Source organism: Virgibacillus sp. Bac330 (assembly GCF_003667845.1).
GTDB classification, from domain to species: domain Bacteria; phylum Bacillota; class Bacilli; order Bacillales; family Amphibacillaceae; genus Virgibacillus; species Virgibacillus chiguensis.
This window is the reverse complement of sequence record NZ_CP033048.1, coordinates 3,972,296-3,996,768: the sequence shown is the minus strand read 5'-3', so window position 1 is coordinate 3,996,768 and position 24,473 is coordinate 3,972,296. Positions and strand designations below refer to the sequence as shown.

The following is a 24,473-nucleotide window of genomic DNA, read 5'->3' as shown; positions in this document are numbered from 1 at the left end:
AAATCAATATAAATATCTACATTCAAACTTCTATCTTCTTTTTTCCATAGTATCAAACAAATTCTGTAATTCTTGGTTTCGCGCTTAATAGATCAATAATTTGCTTGCTTTTTATAGTACCCACTTTTTTAATCTAGCTATGTTTTCCTCTAAAAACAGAGCGTTTTTTTCCACTCCTCTACGTTTACACCAACCGATACTATTAAAAGCATCCGTAAATCGATAAAAAGGTAATACTTCCTCTAGGTTAATTAGTGGTCGAATACTGCTATAGCCATCTTTGTATGCTTGATACAAACTACTATCCATACTTAAAATATCGCGATACAGTTTAGTGAAATCTATTTCTGTTGAGCCAAACCTTACACTTTCAAAATCTATTACTCCTGAAACAGAACCATCATGAACAATGATATTTGCTGGGCGAAAATCCATATGTACAAAACTTGGACCATCTGGAGGTGGCAATTGTTGTTTCTTCTTATTATATTTTTCAATAGCTTTTTCGTATAATCGTTCATCCAAAATATCTCTTACATCTGCAGCGAAACTTTGAAACTGACGTTCAATAAAGTTAGACCAGTTGTCAAATTCGTTGTTTATACCTATGAAATCCCCGTTCGTCGGAGGAGTAACTGAGTGTATTTTAGCATGAATCGTCCCAACTTGGTAAGCTACCGTTGGTGTTGTTTTCGCTGTTAAAGGTTTTCCTTTTAATGCAGATATTAAAAAAGCACCAGGACACTCCTCATCACCCGACCAATAATTTATTATTTGATTTGTCAAATTAAGCGAGACAACATGTTTTGATCAAATTCTTTATCGACATGGGACATGAAACACTCCATCGGTGTTTTGTAACCTAATGATTTTCTTGGAATATTGTTTCTTCTAAGTGCTACTTCAGAAATATACGTTTGGGTTATGGGGTTGAAATCCATATCCTTTGGTAGCCCATTTCTTCGAAGCAGACCGTTGGAATGTTCATTCAATCCTCTTTGTGAAGGGGTTCCAGGATCTGCAAAATAAATATCAATATCTTGCTTATTACTGATAGATTTCCAATTAGAAAACTCTTTACCACAGTCGAAAATAATCGATTTAAACAAGTGTTTCGGCAGTGGAGCGAGCCAGTCATTAAGCGATGATTCAACATTAGCAGCTCTTCTTCCCTCTGGCTTAATGGCAATGATACATTTTGTTAATCGCTCAACCAATGTGATGACAGCACTTTTATGGTGGCGACCAACAATCGTGTCTCCTTCTAGGTGACCAAATTCTTTCTTGTAGTTCGGATGGTCATTGTCTCGGTCTTGAATGCCGCGTCTAAAGCTTTGTTTCCCTCTTTTTTCTTTATAGCCATTTGGATTGCGTTTGCCTTGCATAGGTAAAGTATTTACATCAAATTCGCCTTTTTTAAACTTACGGTAAAGCGTACGCATGCTACAGGAAATAGGTCTTTCATTCCGACCGATGATGACATCAGGCGTCCAACCGTCACGGGCTTTTTCTTCAATGTAGGCTCTTTCTTCATCTGTTAACTGCGTTCTTTTTCGACCACATTTAGCTTTGTTCGCTTGATAGTTCAAATGAATGTCTATCGCAGTTAGACCGTTTTTCAATTCGCGAATCACACGATATATAGTTTCATGACCACGCTTTAATTTTTCAGCAATTTTTCGACCTGATAGACCAAATTCAAGATATTCCTCTATGAATATGATCTCTGTTTTGGTAAGATGGGTATAGGACATGTCAGATACACTCTCCTTAACTTTGGTAGGTTTTGATTGAGTATATCATGGCATGTCTTTTTTGTATTGCATCTCTTTGAAGTCACAATATCACACTAACCACAGCTTTAGCTGCCTGCCCTTGACCGCCGTGCCCATTCTTAGTAATCGCTGGAAGGGGTCGGGGCCCCACCAGCGGAGCTTAGAATGGATTGTCCGTGGTACGCTATTCATGCGGATGTTGCCTTAAGGCATTTTTTCAACCATCCGTCGTTTACATCTCACCACGGACACAAACAAGGTCAAGGGTGGTGGTAGGGTGACCTTCACTTAAAGCCCTAATCTGATGAGAATATTTTATGTGTCTCGCTTAATTTTACAATCTAGGTTAAATAAGGAATTGGAACATTTTCTTGTAAAATTTCATAAGCTGATAACTCACGTTGGAACTTCAACTTTGTAAAAGGAATTTTTAAATAAACATTTTCACCATGTAACAAAGTACATTGATAGACGGTTGAACTATGTGAGTCGTCAACCTCATTCCATTGTAATACATCTAATCCAAATTTTTTGATGACACGATATAACATCAAATCCCTCCTTTTTCCAAGCGCGATAAAAACTGGTCATCCAACTGTGGGATAACCAGTTTTGTTACCTCTTATTCTTCTAATGTAGATGTATCGCCTGTTGGCAATCCGAGTTCCCAGGATTTTAATAAACGCCGCATGATCTTTCCACTCCGCGTTTTCGGAATAGAATCTTTTACTTCTAACTCACGAGGAGCAGCATGTGCGCTTAAACCTGTTTTCACAAACTGCCTTATTTCTTCTCGCAAAGCTTCTGAATCCTCATAGCCTTCATTTAAAGTAATAAAGGCTTTAACAATTTCTCCTCGTTCTGGATGCGGCTTGCCGATTACACCAGCTTCTGCAACAGCTGGGTGCTCAATGAGCTTGCTTTCTACTTCAAATGGACCTACTCGTTCTCCTGATGTATTAATGACATCATCTAAACGACCCTGAAACCAAAAATAACCATCTTCGTCTTTATAAGCACTATCGCCAGACACGTACCAATCTTGGATAAAATAGCTTTCAAACTTTCCAGGGTTATTCCAAATGGCGCGCATCATCGATGGCCAGCCTTTTTTAATGGCTAAATTCCCCATTTGATATGGTGGTAATTCATTTCCTTCATTATCAACAATGGATGCCTCAATACCCGGTAGCGGTTTCCCCATAGAACCAGGCCGTATTTCCATAGATGGGAAGTTTACAATAATATGTGCCCCCGTTTCTGTCATCCACCATGTATCGTGAATACGAATGTCAAAGGCCTTCAATCCCCATGAAATTACTTCTGGGTTTAAAGGTTCACCAACACTCAAGATATGACGTAATGCAGAAAGATCATACTTTTCAACTGTCTCCTTACCGGCACTAACGAGCTTACGTAATGCGGTTGGTGCTGTATACCATACTGTAACGCAATATTTTTCAAGTGTATGGTACCAATCATCAGGCGTAAACCTACCACCACGAACGACATTCGTCACGCCATGAAGCCAAGGAGCAAAAATACCATAGCTTGTGCCTGTTACCCAACCAGGGTCGGCAGTACACCAATAAATATCATCCTCCTTTAAATCCAATACCCAATCGCCCGTTGCATAGTGCTGTATCATTGCGTGATGCACGTGATAGACCCCTTTTGGTTTTCCAGTAGATCCAGAGGTATAATGAAGCAGCATACCATCCTCTAGATCAACCCATTCCATTTCTGTTTGATCGCTAGCGGCTTTCATTTCCTCGTGATATTGAATGTATGATTCCACCTTTCCCTCGTAATCGCCAACTAGAACAATTTTCTCAAGTGCTGGTAAATCAGCTTGTGGTACGCGCGCCAATAAATCAGGCGTTGTAATCAGCATTTTCGCCTCACTATCTTGCAGGCGATCTCTAACTGCCTGCTCCATAAATGCTTCAAATAAAGGCCCTGCAATGGCACCAACTTTTAAGATTCCAAAGAAAGCAGCATAAAACTCTGGCGTTCTCGGCATAAATAAAAATACACGATCTCCTTTTTTTATTCCATATTTCCGTAATACATTTGCAAATTTATTACTCTCATGACGTAGATCATTAAATGTCAGCTTCTCCTCACGGTTCGGTGATGAAAATAACAGTGCAGTCTGATTGCTTTTATTTGGATTATCAGCATGACGATCAACAGCTTCATAAGCCATATTCACCTTTCCTGTTTCAAACCAGGAAAAATTCGTTTTTATGCTCTCCCAAGCAAATGATTCTTTCATACAATTATAATCTTTTAAATTATGATTTCCCTCTCTAGCAGGGATTTTTTTCATTTCCACGTGTCATCACCCCTAATGTTTTAATGGTATCGGTTACAAAAAACCTGCTGTTTACTTCAGTTTACCTTCTATAAATCTTAACTCAAGACAAAAGAATGCACTCTTTCAAATTATGCAAACATTTAGGTAACTACCATTATTTTAGAACATTTTGTGACATTTTTAAAGCAATATCTAAGCTAGCGCCTATCTATATGGGGAAAAAGCGCATATAATTACCGTTAAGCTAAGGTACAAATAAGGTGGACAAGCTTACTATATGATTTTCCCAGCCTCTGTAAAGCGAACCCCTAACATCCTTTATAAATGGCAGGCTAGTCCTTTTCGTTTATTAATATTTACCTATTATTGGGATTTTTCCGCTTTTTTAACAGGACTTATAGCACTTGTAAACACAGCGCATAAGTCTTAATATTATGATAAGTTGTTTTCTGAATTATTTAACACATAAAATTCACCTTCGTTCAGCCTACCAAGAATGTTCTACTAACTAAGTTTAACTAGCTGCTTGTGATTTTAGAAAAACATAGCTTATCCCATGTCTTTCTAAAGCGTTTGTTCTTCTTATACGATAAACGCTAAAAATTTTATACTTCCTATAAGTGCAAAGAATGCCTACATTATTTAAAGGAGGCGATTCATGAATAGAATTTAGAGAAATATACAGTTTTGGTCATTGTTGCTATTGTTGCTTTTGTTTTAGTTTTTATATTTTATTAGGAGGATGATTTGATGAAAAAGAAGCTAATCACCGGAGCACTGGCATTAAGTTTATTTATTGGAGGAACAACGACAACCTCAGTCTTTGCTGGAACAGATAATATTGAAACCGAAAAAGCAGTTCAAACTGAATTGGCTACCAACAAAGAAGTATCTCCTCAGGCTACTCCCGCAGTTGCCGGAGCTTATGCATTAAAAGGAGCAGCCGTTGCGGGTGCAGCTTTTGTTGGCGGAGTTACCGCTAAAGCTGGTGCAGATGCTTATGATTGGGCTAAACAACAACTAGGCGGCAGTGATGAGAAGATGAGAGGTAATGCAGAATATGAAGATATCAAAATTGTTTTTGACCAATAATTCTTTACTTGCCCTTCACTAAAATATAAGACGATTGTTCCTCAAATTGGGACAATCGTCTAATTCATAGAGGTGATCCTATGTTAAAAAAAATAATCATTCTATTTTCGGCTTTTTTGTTTCTTATTCATTTTATGTTTACCGCTATTTATTTAGCTCCCTTTAATCCTGTAAAAGCAAAATATGGTTTTATCGTAAACGCCTATATGGAGCCTTTATTTTCTCAAAACTGGAAATTATTCGCCCCAAATCCAGCAAGTTCAAATAACCAATTTCTAGTTCGTGCACAATTTTCCAATGGCGAAACAACAGAATGGACCAATTTAACATCGTTTATGATTGAAAAAAACTATAAAAATCGCTTTACTCCTTATAATCGTTTAGTGCGCATCCAACGAGGTGCATTTATGTCCCTGTATCAAAAAGATGATGTAACACGGAAACTATCCCAAGAAGTAGAAGAAAGAGATTTAAATAAAGAGGAGTATGATTATATTTTAGACAATGAAATGACAAAAGAGCAAGAAGAAAATGGGATAAATATATTAAACCGATATGCTCAATCTTATGTAAGTAGTTTATATCCTGAAAAAGATATCACACGCACACAAATTGTCATAAGAGAAACAAAAGCCACACCTTTTTCCGAACAAGACAATCCAAACTTTGAAAACGAAAGAACTATTCATGAATTTGATTGGAAGGAATTTGAAACAGTTTCTTCTGTGTTTTAAAGGCTTATCTATCATTTTCAAACTTTTTCATATAGCAACCACTTATTTCCACCATTTTTAAGAGGAGGAATTTTAATTTTGAATACTATTTACAATAAGCTAACTACTGAAAAACATATGTTAATCGGCGCCAGTTTAATTAGAGTTGCTTTTGGCCTATTAATTTTATATTTTTATTTTATTCATTATGGGCAACGACGATTTCTGTGGGGGCCAAATGGCATGCAGGAACACGAGACGTTTACGCAAAATTTAATTACCACTAGTAATCTTTCTTTGTATCAATTAAATGATTCTGTCTTGTACTTTGAAATCATTTTTCATATTGGTATTGTAGTCGCTTTGCTCTTTACCTTAGGTTTCATGGGTCGACTAACAGCCATCTTAAATTTTGTTTTTATTTGGTCTTTACAACATGTAAATGTTTTAATTCTAGACGGTGGAGACAATGTAATGAGAATCATTCTGTTTTATTTGTTATTTGCAAATACGACAGCATTTTTTTCATTGGATCGCTATAGAAGAAAAGAGAAAACACCTAGTAGCATCACAGCAACCCCACTATCCAATAGCTTTCATAATTTAGCCATTCTTGCCTCCATTATACAAGTTTCCTTTATGTACTTAACTTCTGGTATGCATAAAATTATGGGAGAGGTGTGGCAAAATGGTACAGCGCTTTACTATATCTTGCAGGTAGATGAGTATACGCATCCATTTTTCAAGGAATTCATTTTATCATCTAACATTCTCTTGCTAATTGGCGCATATGGAGCTATTTTTGCACAAATAACCTATCCATTTCTATTATTTAACCGCTATACCAAATATATTGCTATTTTTAATATTATCGCTATGCACGTCGGAATTGCCATTGTCATGGGTTTGTTTACATTTTCTGCGACAATGATCTCCATACAACTGCTTTTACTAAAAGATAAAGAGTATGCTTGGGCATATGCTATCATCAAAAATCTATCATCCAAGTGGAAACTAAGAAAGGGGAGAAAATATGAGGCTGAGCATGTTGAACAGGCCTAATAAAAAAAACAATGTCCTTGTTTTTTATGATACTTGGTGCCCTATTTGTACAAAGAGTATGAACACACTAGCAAGATTAGATTGTTTCCGTCGTCTTCAATATGAATCTACTAGAAACAAAGCTGTTCTGAATACGTACAGTTTAAATTATGAAAAATTGGAAAAAAGAATGCACACTATTCGATTACAAGATGGTAAAATAGAAGAGGGTATAGATAGTATATTTCGTATAGTTAAACAAATTCCTCTTTTATGGATAGCAGCTCCCTTTCTTCAACTATCTATATGGATAGGAGTAGGATCCAAAATATATGATTGGTTGGCAAGTAAACGAAAAATACTTCCCGTTGGGGGCTGTGAAGGTGATTTTTGTAGACTTCCCGACAGAAGCTAACGTTTGCAGATTATACCTATAAAATCTCAATCAGTGGGGGCTCTTTCATCCTCCACTGATTGTTTGTAGCCCAAGGATTATGACCTAAAGGCCCCTACGTGTATTTGGATATTTAGCTCCTATTTAGACGTATTTATGAATTCTAATGCAAGTCCACAGCATCTTATACGCTAAATAAAAATAATAAAGCAGGTGAAGATTTGGACAATAAAGTAGTGTATACATTTCAATATAAAAATCCTACCTCAGCTAACGTGTATTTATGGTTAGCAACCCCACCAGATACGAAACATCAGCAGGTTATGAACGAAAAGAAAACGCCACCTTGTCAAACAAATGAAGATACAATTGGAAATCAAATTAACTTTTATGAAATCAAACCCAACGAAACCATAAAAGCTTCTTATAAAATACAATTGTTAAACAATACGGAAGATACTTTGCCCGAATTAACACAAGAAGAAAAAAATTATTATTTAAGATCCACACCTATGGTTTGCGTAAACGAAGAAGTAAGAGACATTGCTTCCCTCGTTACTAAAGGGGTGGAAAATCCAAAAGAGCAAGCCAAGCTACTATTTTTTTATATTGTCAAAAATTATAAATATAAATTCCCCCCAAAAGCTAGAGGAGTTACCCATTTCCTCAAAAGTAAGAAAGGAGATTGTGGTGAATTTTCTTTTTTATTTGCAGCGCTATGCCGTGCAATAGAAATTCCTTGTCGTATCATGGTAGGGGCATTTACAGGTGGAAATCATCGGGCGCATGTATGGAATGAAATTTACCTCGAACAAGAAGGTTGGATACCCGTCGATACGAGTATGGCTGCTACAGTAAAAAGGCAGCTATGGAGATATTTTTTCTCTCCATTTCAAACTTTGTTTTGGAAAACATATTTCGGAAAAACGGAGCATCAACGCATTGTTTTTTCTATTGACACAGAACACCAGCCTGTACCAGCTTACCCAAAAGCTATTGTGCAGAATAAACAACCATATAGCCCATTTGATATAGCAGGAGAGCCATTTATTTGGGGGAAAGATTTAGTTCAGAATAAAATACCTTACTTCCAACCTATGTACCTATATTATGAAGATCAGAAACCCTTGAAAGATAGAACGGAAAATTTTCTTGGTCTATGGAATGTTCAGGAAACTGGAAAACAAAAATTAACACTTTTAGTTAGATCAATATCAGGATATATTGCTCTGCTATTTGCCATATTTTATTTTTCCACTAACTGGGATCTGCTCAGTATTCTGTTTCCATTTCCCGCGTTTTTGTTTTGTCTATCTTTTGTTATAAGAAAAGAAAGGGTACTATTCTTCTCGTTCGCAACCGTTTTTTTTGGAATTATTATGCTGTTAGTCAGTATGGGCGCAATATCTACCATTTTATAAACCTGTGTCATTCATTCCATGAGGAGGCCTCTTTCACCATGTATTTGCCTGCGAAGCATCTATGTCGTGATAGAAGGTCGTCTCTCCTCTAGCAGAAAAACGCGCCTTCTCGTAGACGCGCTCTTAAAATTAACATTCCATTATGCTGTTTGTTCGGTTTGTTCCTCATCTATACCATTTTTCCGTTTATCATCTTCCGAAATGATATACGCACACGCTGCATCACCCGTAATATTTAACGATGTTCGTATCATGTCTAGCAACCGATCTACCCCGATAATTAAAGCAATTCCATCTACTGGTAAACCTACTTGTTTTAACACCATCGCTAACATAATCAGCCCTACCCCAGGGACTCCTGCTGTTCCGATACTTGCTAGTGTAGCTGTTAAAACAACCATTAGCATTTGACTTAAGCCTAGCGGTTCTGCATACACTTGCGCAATAAAAACCGTAGCAACTGCTTGCATAATTGCAGTTCCATCCATATTAATCGTTGCACCTAATGGCTGCACAAAACTACTGATCGATTTTTTTACACCGAGTTTTTCCTGTGCTATTTTCATAGATACTGGTAGTGTTGCACTGGAACTGGATGTACTAAAAGCAACGGACATTGCCGGGAAAAACGCCTTATAAAATTTTAATGGGCTTGCTTTTCCTAAAGTTTTAATAGCAATACTGTACGTAATTACTCCGTGTAAAACAAGAGCCAAAATAACTGCCAACATATACATAAACATGGAACCTATTGCATCTAAACCAGCTTCTCCAATTGCTGATGCAATTAAAGCGAACGCCCCATAAGGAGCTGTTTTCATAATCGCATTCACAAGAAAAATTAATATGTCATTGGCCTGCTCAAATAAATTTCTGATTCCACTCGTTTTTTCTCCTAACATAGCTAGTGCAACTCCAACAAAAATGGCGACTGCAATAATTTGCAACATATTCCCTGTTGATAGTGCTTCTACTGGATTTTCAGGAATGATTTGCACAAGCGTATCCATAATCGGCGGGGCGGCTTGATCTTCATAGGAAGCATCATCTATGGAGAAATTTCCTCCTTCACCTGGCTCTAGTACTAATCCAACTCCTAATCCAATAACTAGCGCTATGGCTGTCGTTACTAAATAAAAACTTATCGTCTGTACCCCAATTCTTCCTAATTTAGATGGGTCGCCTAATCCAACTGTTCCAAGCACAATCGAAACAAAAACAATTGGAACAACTATCATCATAATTAAGTTTAAAAATATTTCTCCAACAGGATTTAATACATACGTATCAATAGGTGTAAACAGTTCTGCAGGAGCAAAAGTTAAACCTATTCCAGCGAAAATTCCTAATAGTAAGGCAAGTAATATTTTTTTGGTTAAACTCATAAGCATTCGTCCTTTCTTGTTGTGTGAACAGTTAACTATAAACAGAAAGCTAAGACTTATCTGTATTCTTAAACTACTAAAATTGAGATGTCTTATAAATTCTCAGAAAAGAATGCGCTTTCTCCGTAATTTGCCACTAAAAAACGAATTATTCTAGTGATTTATTCTTTTTTTCATGTTTTCCTATATGAAATATAGATGAGTAGAATAAAGAAATGGGATACAGAGCAGTGTGTTACAAGGTATAAAAACATAGAGTTGCTTTTCTATTTTATCATTTTTCTTACTACTTGAATAGTCCTATTTTTTGTAAGGTAGATGATAATACTATATTCCTTATTTAATCGTATACATAACTAGTAAAAATTATTTTTACGATCCAATTAACGTACCGTTTTTTATTACGCGCATTCTTGACAATAGTTTATAAAATCTTTATTGTTAACCTATATAAATTTATGTTTACAATTTGTTTTTTAGGATTTCTTCATCAAAATTTTTAGGAGAGGATGAAATAGAGAAGATGATAGACTTTCAATCTTTAGCAAAGGCTGTTTTGGAAGGATACCAGATAACAGAAGGAGAAAGTTTAGCCATTTTAGATTGCCCTGACGAAGCTATACTTCCATTACTACATAGTGCTTACGTGATTAGAAAGCATTACTACGGTAATAAAGTAAAACTTAATATGATTATTAATACAAAATCAGGTGCTTGCTCAGAAAATTGCGGCTATTGCGCGCAATCCCGTGATTCAACAAATCCAATTGAAAAATACAAAATGATGGACAAAGATTCGATTGTAAAAGGAGCAGAACGAGCTAGTCAATTGCATGCAGGAACCTATTGTATTGTTGCGAGCGGACGCGGACCTACAGATAGAGAATTGAACCATATTATTGGTGCTGTCAAAGAAATTAAAGCCAAGTATGATTTAAAAATTTGCGCTTGTCTCGGTATTTTAAAACCTGGGCAGGCAGAACAGTTAAAAAAAGCAGGAGTAGACAGATATAACCACAATATTAATACATCAAAAGCTCATCATGCTACGATAACTACTAGCCATACTTACGAAGATCGTATACAAACTGTAAACAAAGTAAAGGAAGCGCGTATTTCTCCTTGCTCAGGCATCATTGTAGGAATGAAAGAAACGAAACAAGATGTTATACAAATGGCATTTGCCTTACAAGAACTAGAGGCTGCTTCTATTCCTGTGAATTTTTTACACGCCATGGAAGGCACCCTTTTAGAAGGTACAGATGAGCTTACGCCTCTCTATTGCCTAAAAGTCCTATGCCTATTTCGTTTTACAAACCCCCAAGCAGAAATTAGAGTTTCCGGAGGGCGGGAAGTTAATTTAAGAAGCTTGCAACCGCTTAGCTTATATCCAGCCAATTCTATATTTATAGGCGACTATCTCACAACTGCTGGACAAGTGGCAAAAAAAGATTACCAAATGCTTACAGATCTTGGTTTTGAAATTGATGATGTGAACTCCGAAGTACCCGTCTAAAACAAATGCATACCACGGTATAAACGATAAGCAAACAGCCCCCGCGTACTACTTATCGTTTATGCCGTTTTTCTTCTAATAAAATCAAAAAATCTTATGTTTCTCTATAAGGAGAAAAAGACTTGCACCATGCTATAAATAGAGAAAACAACATACCAAAAACTCTAATACTCGAAGATAGAAAATAGTTTCATCTGCTAAGTCGTATGGAGAAGCCCGCGAATAGCCACCAAGGATTGTATACATGCCAATAAAGGTAAACAGTAACCTCCCATTTTTATTGTTTTATTTTTACTGCGTACCTAGGGGTTGATTTGCCCAGCGTAAATTCAACGTAATTCGTATGCGCTTTCAGTTGTACGAACGGAAATGGTAATATGAGAAAAGGAGAAAATAAAAAATGCATGCCTGACGTTCAAGATTTTTTACAGAGGGGAGATAAAAAAGGGTGCTTTTTATTGAAGCAACAGAGATTATGTAAAACAAGAAAGCAAGGAAAATGGGATAGGAGATAGATAACGCTCCAATCCATACAGTATGCTTTCCTACTTGTCATTCAATTTAAATAATATGTTTCATCTCGTTCATGCTTAACCATTGCATGATCTTTTGATCTAACAATTGAATTCGCTCTAAGGCCGATTTGTCATCAATGCTCCTGTAATGATGGTTTCCACCAGTTTCTTCATCGGCTTCATCTGCCAAGTGTACAACTTGCTGTAATGGTTTTAATTGTAATTCGCCATTCGGCAAGTAAGAATCCGTATGCAACAATATAGCTACAGCTATTTCTTTAGCTACTTGAGGGTCCTCGCCAATACGAATGAGTAGTTTATGCGCACGACTTGCACCTTTAATTGCATGAATATCATTCTTTCGATATTTGTCATAATCCCATTTTCCTTCTGTATACCAAGTATAATGCCCTACATCATGCAATAGAGCCGCCTTCGTAGCATGATCGCGATTTACTTGATACTGCTTGGCAAGATCAAATGCATATTCTGCAACCGCAATGGCATGAGCTATACCTGAACGTTTCAAATAACGCTGTGTAACAGGATGTAGGAACACAGTTTCTAATGTTACATTTCTCATCTATAGATACCTCCTTTATATGTTCTTTTTTAATACTCTCTAGTATAAGGGGAAATTTTTAAAACTATAGCATATGAACATGAGTTATTGCAAGTTATATACTCGGTCCGATTGTTCCTTTTTTTTGAACTAAATTTATCTCAGCTCCTTATATTTCCTTTAAAGTAAGTAAAAAACAACTGCCATAAATAAAAGCACCCTTATGCATGCTTCTATTTGCGACAGTTGTTTATACATTACATTTCTAATTCAAAGTCTTTGACGTATGCTTTTGGTGTCAGTATTGCTTTTCCATCAAATGCTTGTAGCTCTTCGCCATTTTTCACCCGATTTGGAGTATCAGGGTTTGCTAACGCTTGACGAGCAATAGCTATAAAATCAGCCTTTCCTTGCTTAATAACTGCTTCTGCTTTTTCCGGATCGCCTAAACGTCCGCAAGCAATAACAGGCTTCCCAGCATATTTTTTCGCTACCTCTGACATCGTCATTGTTCCTTCACCAAATCCAGGTGTCGTTGCGTCATCATCGGAAATATGAATATAGTCGACATCCGTTTTTCCTAGTTCAGAAAAGATGATGGATGCTTCTTCCTCTCCACCAGGCCATTTGTAAGCTTTATCGGTAGCTTTTAGTTGAGAAATACGAATTCCTACAATCATTGTCCCGCCAACTGCTTCTTTCACTTCAGCTATAAGTTCCTTTAACAGTCGAACTCGATTTTCTACACTGCCTCCATACTGATCCTTTCTTTGATTAATATTTGCTGATAAAAATTCATCGAGTAAATAGCCATTTGCTCCATGTAATTCGACTCCATCAAACCCAGCCTTCTTTGCATATTTCGCGGATTGAACAAAGCCCTGTTTTACTTCTTCAATTTCATGAAGGGTTAATTCCTTTGCTTCTGGATACGGACCGCTACCACCGTAAATTTCTGCCTTATCACTAGGAGGTGTAAACGGCGATGGTGCTACGGTAACATTTGTATAATAATTCCCTTGCGTTTGAGCTCCACCATGCATCAATTGCGCAATCATCAACGCTCCATGGGATTGTACACTTTCTACAATTGGCTTCCAATGTGTAGCATGCTTTTCCGTGGCTAAACCACCTTGAAATTCATATGCTTGACTATATTTCGTGTCAGGATAGACGCCTTCTGTAATGACAACAGCGAAGCCACCTTTAGCATATCGTTCATAATAACGCTGAACGCGCTCATTCGGTGTTCCATCTGCTTCAGAGCTTACTCTTGTCATTGGAGCTAAAATATAGCGATTCTTTAACACATATGTTCCGAGATACCCTTGTTCAAACAATTTATTCATCATCTTCACCCTATTCTTTGTTGTTATTTAAAATTAACATTTATCGCTAATTTTATGCAGTATATTATTGCAGGTATTTTTATTTTCTGCAAATTAGTTGCTTATACGAACTGTTTTGAACTTAATTTGGCATACTGGCTTTTAAAAATTGGTTTATACTGTAATTTCTATACTTTTCTATATTTCAAATCTAAAACCGATGTATATTCATTATCTTTTAATTTTCACCATATGCTTTGGTATAAAAATGATTTTATATTAGAAAATGCCTCTCATTACAAAGCATAGTACTTTATTATTATAGTTGTGAAAAAATTCCTAATAAAAGTATAAATAGACTTGTTAAAAAATAATAAATATTATATACTCTCAAATAACAGAAAAATTACGATTTATTGAATTTAACAATAAGGGGGGCTTAAGTTGTCTCAAGAACAGCAAGATCAAAATGTACTTGATATAAAGAATTTACATACAGGTTTTTTGATAAATGATGAATTACATCACGCTATAGTAGATGTGAATTTTAACGTGAAACCTAAAGAAATAGTTTGCGTTGTTGGTGAATCAGGCTGTGGAAAGAGTGTAATGTCATTATCAATTATGCAGCTTCTTCCAAAGATAAATTCTAAAATTTCAGCTGGAGAAGTTCTTTTTAATGGAGAAAATTTGGTACAAAAGTCCGAAAAGGAAATGAACCAAATTCGTGGTAAAGATATTGCAATGATTTTCCAAGAACCAATGACAGCTTTAAATCCCGTTTTTTCAATTGGATGGCAAATGCGCGAGATTTTATTTAATCATTTAGACATTACTAAGCAGGAAGCAAATCATAAAGCAATTGATTTGTTAAAACAAGTGGGGATATCACGTCCAGAAAAAATTCTTAATGAATATCCTCACCAATTGTCTGGTGGAATGCGCCAGCGTGTAGTCATCGCTATGGCAATTGCTTTACAACCAAAGCTTTTAATTGCAGATGAACCTACTACAGCATTAGATGTAACCATTCAGGCGCAAATACTAGAGTTACTTAAAGATATCCAAAACAAAGTGAATATGGCCATAATGCTTATTACCCATGATTTAGGTGTTGTAGCAGAAATGGCTGACCGAGTCATTGTCATGTATGCTGGTAAAATTGTGGAAGAGGCTAGTGTTGTAGATCTATTTACGCAACCAAAACACCCATACACACAGTCATTACTAGATAGCATACCTAAAATGGACCAGACAACGGACAAATTAAACACTATTGATGGTGTCGTTCCTTCATTAGAAAGCATGCCTGAAGTAGGGTGTCGCTTTACAGATAGATGCCCAAAAGCTTTTGGAGATTGTCCACTCGTTACACCACAACTTGCTAAAGTGAATAATGATCACTATGCACGCTGCCTCCTATATGACGAGTGTTATCCAAAAGAAACATCTTATGCTAAGGAGGTAGAAAACGTATGATGCAAACTGACGAAGTAAAGAAAAAAGATTTAACACAAAAGGATACACTTTTAGAAGTCCGAAATTTAAAAAAATATTATCCCATTCATACTGGATTTTTCAAAAGAAAAACAGGTGATGTGAAAGCAGTAGATGATATTTCCCTTACACTTAGAAAAGGAGAGACGTTCGGTCTTGTTGGTGAATCAGGTTGCGGAAAATCTACCGCAGGACGCACCATTTTAAGGCTCACAGATGCTACTGATGGAAATATTTTCTTTGAAGGGGAAAACATCACTAAAGTAAGCGGTTCCAAACTTCGTAAAGCGAGACAGGATTATCAAATGGTTTTTCAAGATCCATATGCTTCATTAAATCCGAAAATGATGGTTGGCCATTTAGTAGATGAGCCTATTCGTAATTATAGAAATAAATCACATAAAGACTTAAAACCCGAAGTACAACACCTATTAAAACGCGTCGGTCTACGTGAAGAAGATTATTATAAATACCCACATGAATTTTCTGGGGGACAACGACAACGGATTGGAATAGCACGAGCACTCGCTTTAAACCCTAAATTAATTGTTGCAGATGAACCAGTTAGTGCACTTGATGTCTCCATCCAATCACAAGTATTGAACCTTTTAAAAGAACTGCAAGAAGAGTTTGATTTAACATATTTATTCATTGCCCATGACTTAAGTGTTGTCAAACATATGAGTGATCAAATCGGCGTCATGTATTTAGGTAAAATGGTGGAAGTTGGAGATAATGAATCCATTTATAGAGAACCATTGCATCCTTATACACAAGCACTCATTTCTGCCATTCCTGAACCGAATCCACTAATAAAGAAGGAGCGCATTATCTTAAAAGGCGATGTTCCAAATCCACAAAACCCGCCAAGGGGATGCGTTTTTCATACGAGATGTCCAATGGCAATGGAGAAATGTAAAGAATTTGTACCTCAATTAAAGGAGGTGAGGCCTAACCACCAGGTCGCATGTCTTTTATATGAGAACCAATAATAAAACCATTCAAGGGGGAGTCATTGTTGAAAAAGAAAGTTTGGTTGTTTTTATTCATTTTCCTTTCGTTCACTTTATTTTTAGCAGCATGTGCAGATAACACGTCGGAGGAAGGCAATGCTGAAGGAGACGATAAAACAGAAGAAGCAGAAGGGTCTGACGATGATGCTAAAGAAGAAGGAGAGCCTAAAAAAGGTGGCACTGTAACATTTGCTTTTACGCAACCGTTTCAAGGCTTGTTGGAGCGTGGATTATACGAAGGAGAAGATGATGACAAAATTTTAAGGTTTGTAACGGATAGCTTAGTCGATACGAATGATGAATTACAACCTGAACCTGGCATGGCGGATTTTGAGGTAGACGAAGATAATAATACCGTCACTTTCACACTAAAAGATGGTATTACATGGCATGACGGCGAGCCATTGACTACCGAGGATATCGCCTATTCCTATGAAGTTATTGCTCACAAAGATTACGAGGGAATGCGCTACACAAATGTCAATATGATTGAAGGTGCAGAAGCATATAACAAAGGAGAAGCAGACAGCATTTCCGGCATTGAAATTGTTGATGAAAAAACCATCGTATTAACGTTAACAGACGTTGCACCAAATACAATTGCAAATTTATGGACCTATCCAATGCCAAAACACCATTATGAAGGAATAGAAGTAGCTGATTTACCGGAATCAGACGCCGTACGTAAAAACCCAATTGGTACTGGACCATTCAAGGTAACAAACGTTGTACCAGGTGAAATGGTAGAAATGGAAAAGTATGCAGATTATTGGCAAGGGGAACCATACTTGGATGGTGTCGTTTATAAAGTTATTGATGCTTCCGTAGCTACTGGATCCCTCAAGAATGGAGAGATCGATATTATGCAAGCTCCAAGTAGCCAATACCCGGAAATAAAAGAATTAGATAACGTAGAAGCAATCGAAGAACCAGCACTGGGCTTTAACTATATTGGCTTTAAATTGGGGCATTGGGATGCTGAAGAAGGTGTTAACGTAATGGATAATGAAAAATTCCAAAACAAACAACTTCGTAAAGCAATGGCTTATGCAATCGATGTCCAAGGAATTCTCGATTCCTTTTCCAATGGACTTGGTGAGGTAATCGGAGCACCAGTACCTCCTGTCAGCTGGGCATATGCGGATCAAGCAGAACTAGAAGATTACAGTTATGACCCTGAAAAAGCGAAAGAACTATTAGATGAAGCTGGTTACGTGGATACCAATGATGATGGTTGGCGTGAGAACCCAGACGGAGAAGAGTTTACAGTAAACTTCGATACGATGTCAGGTTCAGATATTTCTGAGCCACGTGCTCAATACATTTTACAGAATTGGCAAGATGTTGGAATTAATGCGAAATTAAACGGTGGTCTAAAAGAATTTAATTTATTCTATGATGTCCTGGAAAAAGATGAGGAATCGGTGGAAACATTTATGGGCGCTTGGGGGCTTGGTTCTGACCCTGATCCAACTGGTTTGTGGAAATCAGATAGCGTATCAAACTATGCTCGTTGGGTGAATGAAGAGTCAGATGAGTTAATTGAAAAAGGACTTAGCGATGAAGCTTTTGATCAAGAATACCGTAAAGATGTATATGCTGAATGGCAAAAATTGATTAACGATGAATTGCCAAACATTTTCCTATACGCACCAGTGGACGTCTATGCAGTGAACAAACGTCTACAAAATGTTCACACCAATTCCTTTACAGCTCAGCAAGACACACATTTATGGTGGGTAACAGACGCTGATAAAGAATAGACTATAAAACTAGTGAATAAGGGGAAAATAATATGCTCATATACACATTACGAAGAATAGCCATCATGATCCCCATTATTTTCCTGGTCTCTGTAGTGGTATTTTTCCTGGCAAACCTTATGCCAGGAGATGCCCTTACAGGGAGAATTGATCCATTAAATACAGATCCAGCTTATATTGAAGAAATGCGGGAGAAGCTTGGCTATAACGACCCCATTTATGTGCAGTATTTAAACTGGATTAGTGGATTTTTTCAAGGGGATTTTGGACAATCCTTCGTGCATAAAATGCCCGCTTCAGAATTAATATTATCGCGACTGCCTAATACCATATTATTAGCCGTCGTAGCCATGATTATTACATACATAGTTTCCTTTTTAATGGGGAGATACGCAGGCCGCCATCCCTACACATTAGGCGACTATGGTGTACAAGTATTAAATTATTTAGCACTTGCCATGCCGAGTTTTGTAGCAGCCTTATTGTTTATTTACTTTGTTTCCTTTCAATTAGGATGGCTTCCAGCGACGGGAAGTATTGGTTCGGGGGTAGATCCTGGAACATGGGAATATATTATTAGTAAAGTAGAACATGCTATCTTACCGTCATTATGTCTTGGTTTATTACCCATTGCTAGCTATACGCAATTTTTACGTAATGACATGATTGAAAGTTCTCAAAAAGATTTTGTACGTATGGCACGTGCCAAAGGAACGCCAGAAAGGAAAATATATAATAAACATATTTTACGTAATTCTGTTATTCCTATCGTTACATTATTAGGATTTGATTTAGCTGGTATTATTGGCGGTTCTGTTATTATTGAAACCATTTTCACATACCCAGGGGTAGGGCAATTATTTGTAGATTCCATTAATAATCGAGATTACACCGTCGTTATGGCTGTTACAATGTTACTAACCGTAATGACACTTATCGGAAATCTACTAGCTGATATTTTCTATGCTTTAGTAGATCCTAGAATACGATTGGATTAGTGGAGGAGGTAGATTAAATGGAAACATCAACAAACCAAACCGTTCAGCTGGCCCCTCCAAAGAAGAAAAGCTTATCACAATGGGGAATTGCTCGTAAAAAGTTTGTCCGAAATATTCCTGCGATGGCAAGTCTTATTTTCCTGTTCGTTGTAACAGCATTATCGATGTCAGCTTCTCTTTTATCAGACATTGATCCGAGTCGTATTAACCCAAGACTCGTTGAAGTGCCGCCTTCTGCTGAACATTGGCTTGGAGCAGATTCTGCTGGAAGAGATATTGTCACCATGCTGCTATACGGTGGGCGGACGTCCCTATTAATTGGTTTTTCTTGTATGACCATTATTATATCCATTGCGACAATTATAGGAACCATTTCAGGGTATTACGGTAACATAGTAGACAGCATTCTCATGCGATTTACCGATTTCATGATGAACTTCCCATTTCTCATTTTTGTTATCGTATTACAAGCAATCTTTATTGACAGTGGAGTGTTAGCATTAATTCTTGTTATCAGCTTGCTTAGCTGGACAGGGGCTGCAAGGGTAATTCGAAGCAAGGTAATGTCGGAAAAAGAAAATGAATATGTGTTGAGTGCTATATCCATTGGAACAAGGCCTTCTAAAGTTATGATTAAACATATATTACCTAACGTCATGTCAACGATTATCGTTCAAGCAACGCTGTTATTAGCAGCGATGATCGTGGCGGAGACAGGACTTAGTTACCTTGGATTTGGGGTTCCTGTCGGTACACCAAGCTGGGGCAATATGCTACAAGCAGCACGCGATCCTGGCACGTTTGAAAATCTGTGGTGGATTTGGCTACCACCAGGTTTATTAATTACATTAACTATTTTATCCATCAACTTTATCGGTGAAGGGTTTAAGGACGCTTTCAATCCGAAATCAAAAAAATAATGCATGAAGCGAGCCTGAGCTTGTTTAATAAGCTCAGGCTCGCTTCATATGTCTGATTTATTTTTGGAGTATATTTTTTCACTAGCATTGCATAAATGTGGTTTGAAAATTCAGTAAACATCTTTGCAGGATTTTTTGCCAAAAAGACAAAGGCTAAACAAAGGTGGTCTGTCCATTTGGAAAAATTATACAATTAAACTATTAGCAACAACGACACTGTATGTATTTACGGAATAGATCTATCGTCAAATCTGCGAATCCAGATGTACGCAGGTTTCCACAGCGCTTTATTTAACCAGCGGCTAATTCGGAGTAAGGACTTCTTACTCCTCATCTCTAACTGGATAAGTACATGTAAACAGTAAGCAATAAGTGCAAGGAAAATTTGATTTTGAATGGCAGTTTCGCTCATGCCATAAAAGTGTTTGATCTTTACATGCTGTTTGAGCCACTTGAAAAATAGCTCAATGGTCCATCGTTGACGGTAAATTTCACTAATCTCTTCGGAGTCTAGATCGAAACGGTTAGTAATTAATCGTAGAATGTTTCCCTTTGTATCCACTACTTCAAGTAGGCGGAATACATTCTCTGTACGATTTTGCGTCGAACCGATGTAAACCATCTTGTCGGATAAAACCGTAGAATCTTTAGGTATAGAAAATGATTCTACTTCACGAGTGATGGCGTTTTTCTTCAGTCTTGATACGAAAAAATAGCCTTCATCTGTCATTCGATCAAATCGTTCATAATCAACGTATCCACGGTCAAACACATACATGGCTTCTTTGTCGTCTACGAGAACTTCCAGTTGATTTCTGTCATGTTCTTTGGCTGTTGTAATCACTGCTTTTTCAGGATAGACGGTGTCTTTATTCATAAATACAAGTCGTAAATGTAGCTTAACTCCTGCTTTTGTTTTACGGAACTTTGCCCACTTATGATTCGTTAAGTTCAATGGAAGCGTGCTAGAATCAATGATTTTCAATGGCATGTATTTCCCGTTTTTAAATTGGATACCTTTTATTTTGTAAACAAGTTCCAAGAATAAATGGGAAAGGATCATTGGATTCATTTCATTATTCTTCCTTGATAGCTGAGATGTACTAATCGATTCAAACCCCAGTGCTTTTTGAAGTCCATCATCTATTAGGGCATCGCTCATTTCTTCCAAGCTCTCGAATCCTTGCAGTTGGGCAAGTAACATAAGCTTTATATACGCTGCAGTTGTTAGCTTTTTTGTGTAGTAATCTTGTTTATTTTCTTCTACTTGTTCAAATAGTTTTTTCGTATTTATAGGTGAAACCCATTTACCAAATGATGATTTTAGTGTATTCTTGTCCATACGGATTATCCTTTACTTTTGGATTTGGACAGGAACCACCTGTACTTCCATTGTAAAGGATTTTTTTGTATCATGAACACATAATTATTGAACATTTTCAGTATTTTGAATCATCAGGTTTAATTAATGCAATGCTAGTGATATTTTTTATGTGTTGTATCTTGCTGCGATCCAGTTTATAGGCGAATGAATCATTCCTTCTAACGCCAGAACCGAAGTGGAATGCATGGGGCTTCACTTGCTCGTATACATCAGCAAATGTTGCTGGCTTTAAACCATGCCCCACCATCATATTTACATGCGTATCCGCAGCCAAATCAATCAATTGTTGTAGCTGCGGAATAGCCTCAGGTGCTTTATAGTTACCTCCTGCAGTTAACACTGTCGTTATTTGCTTATATTGTGCCAAGCATGCTAACGCTTCTTCTTGGTCACGAGCAAAATCAAACGCCCGATGAAAAGTTACATCTAAATCATCAGCCACGTCTAATAACTGTTTCAACACTTCTTCATCAATCGTTTTTTCAGTAGTCAATGACCCAATAACGATACCGTTTGCACCCATCTTTTTAATCAGATCTATATCTGCCTTCATCGTGTCTATATCGTATTTGTTGTATACAAATGATTGACTATGTGGACGAACCATGACATTGATAGGCAGATGGACAGCTTCAACTGCTTTTTTTAGTAAACCGTAACTTGGTGTAAGCCCTATTTCTGCCATCGCAGGGCTAAGTTCAATCCGATCTGCTCCATACTGCTCTGCTTCTATCACATCCGTTAAGTTCGTAGCAATAACTTCTAAAAGCATGAACAACCCTCTCCTTTACATACAATACCCTTATCCTACCTGATGAGAGCGCCTTTTAATAGACCAAAAAGATGCAAAGAACCTAACTACTATCCTCACTTCCTTTGCCTAAATCTATCATCTATGCTTTAATGACAATACATAGTGTTATTATATATCTCACTAGGGGAGCAATTTTATTGCTGAGAAAGGAAACTTGACCCTTTGAACCTGATCTAGTTTGTACTAGCGTAGGGAAGTGACAACTTGCATGAATAGTAATCAGGCAATCACTTCCCCGTTCTATTTACATCGTAGAATGGGGAATATTATTTTCTCCAGATGCAAGTACGTCTTATCCTGAACTACAAAGGTTTGTTGTTTCCACATCTTCTCTAGCATTAAAATAATTTCAATTATCGAGAGGAGAATATAGTATGATGCAACAACTATTTACAGATCGTTTATGGAAAAAGGTAGAGCCCATTTGGAAATCCTATTTGGAGCATCCATTTGTAAAAGGGTTAGGAGAAGGTTGGCTTGATAAGGAAAAGTTCAAGCATTGGATGAAGCAAGACTATGTTTATTTAATAGAATATTCTCGCTTGTTTGCATTAGGAAGCGCGAAAGCACATGATTTATCAACAATGACAACGTTTGCCAATTTACTTCATGGAACCTTGCATATGGAAATGGATTTACATCGTAACTATGCAAGCAAGTTTGGCATAACTGCTGATGAATTAGAAGAAACAGAAGCGGCGGCAACAACGACTGCATACACAAGTTATATGCTAAATGTGGCACAACAAGGTGGCATAGAAAATACAGTCGCCGCCGTACTGGCTTGTGCTTGGAGTTATAATTACATTGGCAAAGCATTGGCAGCCTGGCCAAACGCCTTGGAACATGAATTTTACGGCAATTGGGTACAAATGTATTCCTCCGAAGATTTTACAGCACTAGCTAACGATTGCATTGATTTAATTAATACAATTGCGGAAGATAAACCAGAACACGAGTTAGCCATCTTGGAAGATATCGTTGTGAAAACGAGCTATTTTGAATATATGTTCTGGGATATGGCAGAACATCAAGCCATGTGGCCTATCCCTGTAGCTGCCCAAAACTTATAATTCTTCGTAAATCTTTATCCGTTGAAATGGTAACTTAGATTAATTTCGGACGGCATCATCTGCGGTTTTTAACTTCATAAAAATCCGCAAAGCTCATCATTTAAAAGCTACGGCTATCACCATAAAGACTTGGTGACATGTCGTAGCTTTCTTTATTCCTTAAGTAGAACGATGCAATAGCTTGCTAACAGTCTATTATAACCTATAGATTTCGAAAGGATATATATACCAGATAAATATGATACAACATTGTTACACAGATAATTTATAATGAAAGAGAGGGAGGTTTGCCCAATGGTGCGAATACTAATCGTTGAAGATGAAAAACCAATATCTGACTTAATAAAAATGAGTCTCGGAGATGCAGGATATGAATGTTTCTGTGCCTATGATGGAGAACAAGCTGCTGATATGATCGAAGCAAATCATTTTGATTTAGCAATTTTAGATATTATGCTCCCCAAAATTAATGGCTATGATTTACTAGAATATATCCAGCCTTACGATATACCAGTCATATTTTTAACTGCCAAATCAGATGTAACGGATAAAGTAAAAGGGTTAAAGCTTGGAGCGGAAGACTACCTAACGAAACCTTTTGAAATCGTAGAATTGCTAGCCCGAGTGGAAACTGTTTTACGCAGATATGATAAAAACAAACGATTTATAGAATTGTTTGATATAAAAATAGATACGCTTTCCAGAGTCGTAACCAAATCAGGAAAAACTGTTAATCTAACAGCGAAAGAGTACGACTTATTATTATTATTTATTAACAATAAAAATATTGCTCTATTTCGGAGTAACATCTCTATGAAAGTTTGGGGAGAAGATTTTGTCGGCGAAAGCAGGACGATTGACCTGCACGTACAACGTATGCGACAAAAGCTTGGTTTAAAGGATAAAATCGTAGCAGTCTATAAGGTGGGCTATAGACTGGAGGTATAGC

22 protein-coding genes and 1 riboswitch are annotated in these 24,473 nt (G+C 37.0%); of the genes, 13 read left to right on the top strand and 9 right to left on the bottom strand.

Going from position 1 to position 24,473, the window contains the following annotated elements; genetic code table 11:
* Positions 1-111 precede the first annotated feature (111 nt).
* The 4 genes from D9780_RS18555 to acsA all read right to left on the bottom strand — a co-directional run bounded on the left by D9780_RS18555 (position 112) and on the right by acsA (position 4,107).
* A complete protein-coding gene (locus D9780_RS18555; RefSeq protein ID WP_121641154.1) occupies positions 112-786 on the bottom strand; it encodes a phosphotransferase family protein in 675 nt (224 codons plus the stop codon).
* Entirely contained in the window at positions 783-1,754 is a 972-nt protein-coding gene (locus D9780_RS18550; RefSeq protein ID WP_121639266.1) for an IS30 family transposase, read from the bottom strand. The genes D9780_RS18555 and D9780_RS18550 overlap by 4 nt, the downstream gene beginning before the upstream one ends.
* A 362-nt stretch (positions 1,755-2,116) precedes the next feature.
* Positions 2,117-2,326, bottom strand: coding sequence for a hypothetical protein (locus D9780_RS18545; protein WP_121641153.1), 210 nt, complete (start codon positions 2,324-2,326; stop codon positions 2,117-2,119).
* 71 nt (positions 2,327-2,397) lie between these two features.
* The gene (gene acsA / locus D9780_RS18540; protein ID WP_371413753.1) at positions 2,398-4,107 is read right to left on the bottom strand and encodes an acetate--CoA ligase; all 1,710 of its coding nucleotides are present in this window, start codon (positions 4,105-4,107) and stop codon (positions 2,398-2,400) included.
* A 738-nt stretch (positions 4,108-4,845) separates the two neighbouring features.
* On the opposite strand from acsA, the gene D9780_RS18535 reads away from it, so the two are divergent.
* From D9780_RS18535 to D9780_RS18515, 5 genes are all read left to right on the top strand, one after another.
* The gene (locus D9780_RS18535) at positions 4,846-5,187 is read left to right on the top strand and encodes a hypothetical protein (RefSeq protein ID WP_077702131.1); all 342 of its coding nucleotides are present in this window, start codon (positions 4,846-4,848) and stop codon (positions 5,185-5,187) included.
* A gap of 80 nt (positions 5,188-5,267) precedes the next feature.
* Complete coding sequence (locus D9780_RS18530) at positions 5,268-5,921, top strand: DUF5819 family protein (RefSeq protein WP_121641151.1); 654 nt, start codon at positions 5,268-5,270, stop codon at positions 5,919-5,921.
* 78 nt (positions 5,922-5,999) lie between these two features.
* A complete protein-coding gene (locus tag D9780_RS18525) occupies positions 6,000-6,962 on the top strand; it encodes an HTTM domain-containing protein (protein WP_073011640.1) in 963 nt (320 codons plus the stop codon).
* 58 nt (positions 6,963-7,020) lie between these two features.
* Positions 7,021-7,356, top strand: a complete 336-nt coding sequence (locus D9780_RS18520; RefSeq protein ID WP_162985936.1) for a DCC1-like thiol-disulfide oxidoreductase family protein — start codon at positions 7,021-7,023, stop codon at positions 7,354-7,356.
* A 200-nt stretch (positions 7,357-7,556) separates the two neighbouring features.
* The gene (locus D9780_RS18515; RefSeq protein WP_121641149.1) at positions 7,557-8,756 is read left to right on the top strand and encodes a transglutaminase-like domain-containing protein; all 1,200 of its coding nucleotides are present in this window, start codon (positions 7,557-7,559) and stop codon (positions 8,754-8,756) included.
* Between the two features lie 140 nt (positions 8,757-8,896).
* Here the strand turns inward: D9780_RS18515 and D9780_RS18510 are convergent, their stop codons facing one another.
* Positions 8,897-10,141, bottom strand: a complete 1,245-nt coding sequence (locus D9780_RS18510) for a dicarboxylate/amino acid:cation symporter (RefSeq protein ID WP_121641148.1) — start codon at positions 10,139-10,141, stop codon at positions 8,897-8,899.
* Positions 10,142-10,664: 523 nt separating this feature from the next.
* On the opposite strand from D9780_RS18510, the gene bioB reads away from it, so the two are divergent.
* Positions 10,665-11,657, top strand: a complete 993-nt coding sequence (gene bioB / locus D9780_RS18505; protein WP_170861767.1) for a biotin synthase BioB — start codon at positions 10,665-10,667, stop codon at positions 11,655-11,657.
* Positions 11,658-12,218: 561 nt separating this feature from the next.
* Here the strand turns inward: bioB and D9780_RS18500 are convergent.
* On the bottom strand, positions 12,219-12,755 hold the full coding sequence (locus tag D9780_RS18500) for an HD domain-containing protein (protein WP_121641147.1): 537 nt from the start codon (positions 12,753-12,755) through the stop codon (positions 12,219-12,221).
* Positions 12,756-12,991: 236 nt separating this feature from the next.
* Positions 12,992-14,086, bottom strand: a complete 1,095-nt coding sequence (locus tag D9780_RS18495) for an oxidoreductase (protein WP_371413675.1) — start codon at positions 14,084-14,086, stop codon at positions 12,992-12,994.
* Positions 14,087-14,506: 420 nt separating this feature from the next.
* On the opposite strand from D9780_RS18495, the gene D9780_RS18490 reads away from it, so the two are divergent.
* Genes D9780_RS18490 through opp4C form a run of 5 tightly spaced genes read left to right on the top strand, consistent with a single transcriptional unit; the run spans position 14,507 to position 20,253 of the window.
* Positions 14,507-15,541 (top strand): ABC transporter ATP-binding protein, encoded by a 1,035-nt coding sequence (locus D9780_RS18490; protein ID WP_121641145.1) that lies wholly within the window; start codon positions 14,507-14,509, stop codon positions 15,539-15,541.
* Positions 15,538-16,551 carry an ABC transporter ATP-binding protein gene (locus D9780_RS18485; RefSeq protein ID WP_121641144.1) on the top strand — a complete coding sequence of 338 codons (1,014 nt, stop codon included), beginning with the start codon at positions 15,538-15,540 and terminating at the stop codon, positions 16,549-16,551. The genes D9780_RS18490 and D9780_RS18485 overlap by 4 nt, the downstream gene beginning before the upstream one ends.
* A 26-nt stretch (positions 16,552-16,577) precedes the next feature.
* The gene (opp4A, locus tag D9780_RS18480) at positions 16,578-18,335 is read left to right on the top strand and encodes an oligopeptide ABC transporter substrate-binding protein (RefSeq protein ID WP_121641143.1); all 1,758 of its coding nucleotides are present in this window, start codon (positions 16,578-16,580) and stop codon (positions 18,333-18,335) included.
* Positions 18,336-18,367: 32 nt separating this feature from the next.
* The gene (opp4B, locus tag D9780_RS18475; RefSeq protein WP_073011665.1) at positions 18,368-19,333 is read left to right on the top strand and encodes an oligopeptide ABC transporter permease; all 966 of its coding nucleotides are present in this window, start codon (positions 18,368-18,370) and stop codon (positions 19,331-19,333) included.
* A 17-nt stretch (positions 19,334-19,350) separates the two neighbouring features.
* A complete protein-coding gene (gene opp4C / locus D9780_RS18470; RefSeq protein WP_121641142.1) occupies positions 19,351-20,253 on the top strand; it encodes an oligopeptide ABC transporter permease in 903 nt (300 codons plus the stop codon).
* 226 nt (positions 20,254-20,479) lie between these two features.
* On the opposite strand, the gene D9780_RS18465 is transcribed toward opp4C, so the two are convergent.
* Together D9780_RS18465 and D9780_RS18460 are read right to left on the bottom strand one after the other, a co-directional pair.
* A complete protein-coding gene (locus D9780_RS18465) occupies positions 20,480-21,595 on the bottom strand; it encodes an IS4 family transposase (RefSeq protein ID WP_121638939.1) in 1,116 nt (371 codons plus the stop codon).
* 97 nt (positions 21,596-21,692) lie between these two features.
* The gene (locus D9780_RS18460) at positions 21,693-22,409 is read right to left on the bottom strand and encodes a copper homeostasis protein CutC (protein ID WP_121641141.1); all 717 of its coding nucleotides are present in this window, start codon (positions 22,407-22,409) and stop codon (positions 21,693-21,695) included.
* A 154-nt stretch (positions 22,410-22,563) separates the two neighbouring features.
* A riboswitch (TPP riboswitch) is annotated at positions 22,564-22,663 on the top strand.
* 165 nt (positions 22,664-22,828) lie between these two features.
* Here D9780_RS18460 and tenA point away from each other — a divergent pair.
* Both tenA and D9780_RS18450 read left to right on the top strand, forming a co-directional pair.
* Entirely contained in the window at positions 22,829-23,524 is a 696-nt protein-coding gene (gene tenA / locus D9780_RS18455) for a thiaminase II (RefSeq protein ID WP_121641547.1), read from the top strand.
* Between the two features lie 294 nt (positions 23,525-23,818).
* The gene (locus tag D9780_RS18450; RefSeq protein WP_101933091.1) at positions 23,819-24,472 is read left to right on the top strand and encodes a response regulator transcription factor; all 654 of its coding nucleotides are present in this window, start codon (positions 23,819-23,821) and stop codon (positions 24,470-24,472) included.
* The last annotated feature ends 1 nt before the right edge of the window (position 24,473 follow it).

Excerpts from the sequence above, each read along its gene's own strand:
- tenA (WP_121641547.1), top strand. The coding sequence starts at position 22,829 with ATGCAACAACTATTTACAGATCGTTTATGGAAAAAGGTAGAGCCCATT.
- D9780_RS18530 (WP_121641151.1), top strand. The coding sequence starts at position 5,268 with ATGTTAAAAAAAATAATCATTCTATTTTCGGCTTTTTTGTTTCTTATT.
- opp4B (WP_073011665.1), top strand. The coding sequence starts at position 18,368 with ATGCTCATATACACATTACGAAGAATAGCCATCATGATCCCCATTATT.
- bioB (WP_170861767.1), top strand. The coding sequence starts at position 10,665 with ATGATAGACTTTCAATCTTTAGCAAAGGCTGTTTTGGAAGGATACCAG.
- D9780_RS18550 (WP_121639266.1), bottom strand. The coding sequence starts at position 1,754 with ATGTCCTATACCCATCTTACCAAAACAGAGATCATATTCATAGAGGAA.
- acsA (WP_371413753.1), bottom strand. The coding sequence starts at position 4,107 with ATGAAAAAAATCCCTGCTAGAGAGGGAAATCATAATTTAAAAGATTAT.
- D9780_RS18500 (WP_121641147.1), bottom strand. The coding sequence starts at position 12,755 with ATGAGAAATGTAACATTAGAAACTGTGTTCCTACATCCTGTTACACAG.
- D9780_RS18545 (WP_121641153.1), bottom strand. The coding sequence starts at position 2,326 with ATGTTATATCGTGTCATCAAAAAATTTGGATTAGATGTATTACAATGG.
- D9780_RS18485 (WP_121641144.1), top strand. The coding sequence starts at position 15,538 with ATGATGCAAACTGACGAAGTAAAGAAAAAAGATTTAACACAAAAGGAT.
- D9780_RS18520 (WP_162985936.1), top strand. The coding sequence starts at position 7,021 with ATGAACACACTAGCAAGATTAGATTGTTTCCGTCGTCTTCAATATGAA.
- D9780_RS18535 (WP_077702131.1), top strand. The coding sequence starts at position 4,846 with ATGAAAAAGAAGCTAATCACCGGAGCACTGGCATTAAGTTTATTTATT.
- opp4C (WP_121641142.1), top strand. The coding sequence starts at position 19,351 with ATGGAAACATCAACAAACCAAACCGTTCAGCTGGCCCCTCCAAAGAAG.
- D9780_RS18450 (WP_101933091.1), top strand. The coding sequence starts at position 23,819 with ATGGTGCGAATACTAATCGTTGAAGATGAAAAACCAATATCTGACTTA.
- D9780_RS18460 (WP_121641141.1), bottom strand. The coding sequence starts at position 22,409 with ATGCTTTTAGAAGTTATTGCTACGAACTTAACGGATGTGATAGAAGCA.
- D9780_RS18510 (WP_121641148.1), bottom strand. The coding sequence starts at position 10,141 with ATGAGTTTAACCAAAAAAATATTACTTGCCTTACTATTAGGAATTTTC.
- D9780_RS18495 (WP_371413675.1), bottom strand. The coding sequence starts at position 14,086 with ATGATGAATAAATTGTTTGAACAAGGGTATCTCGGAACATATGTGTTA.
- D9780_RS18465 (WP_121638939.1), bottom strand. The coding sequence starts at position 21,595 with ATGGACAAGAATACACTAAAATCATCATTTGGTAAATGGGTTTCACCT.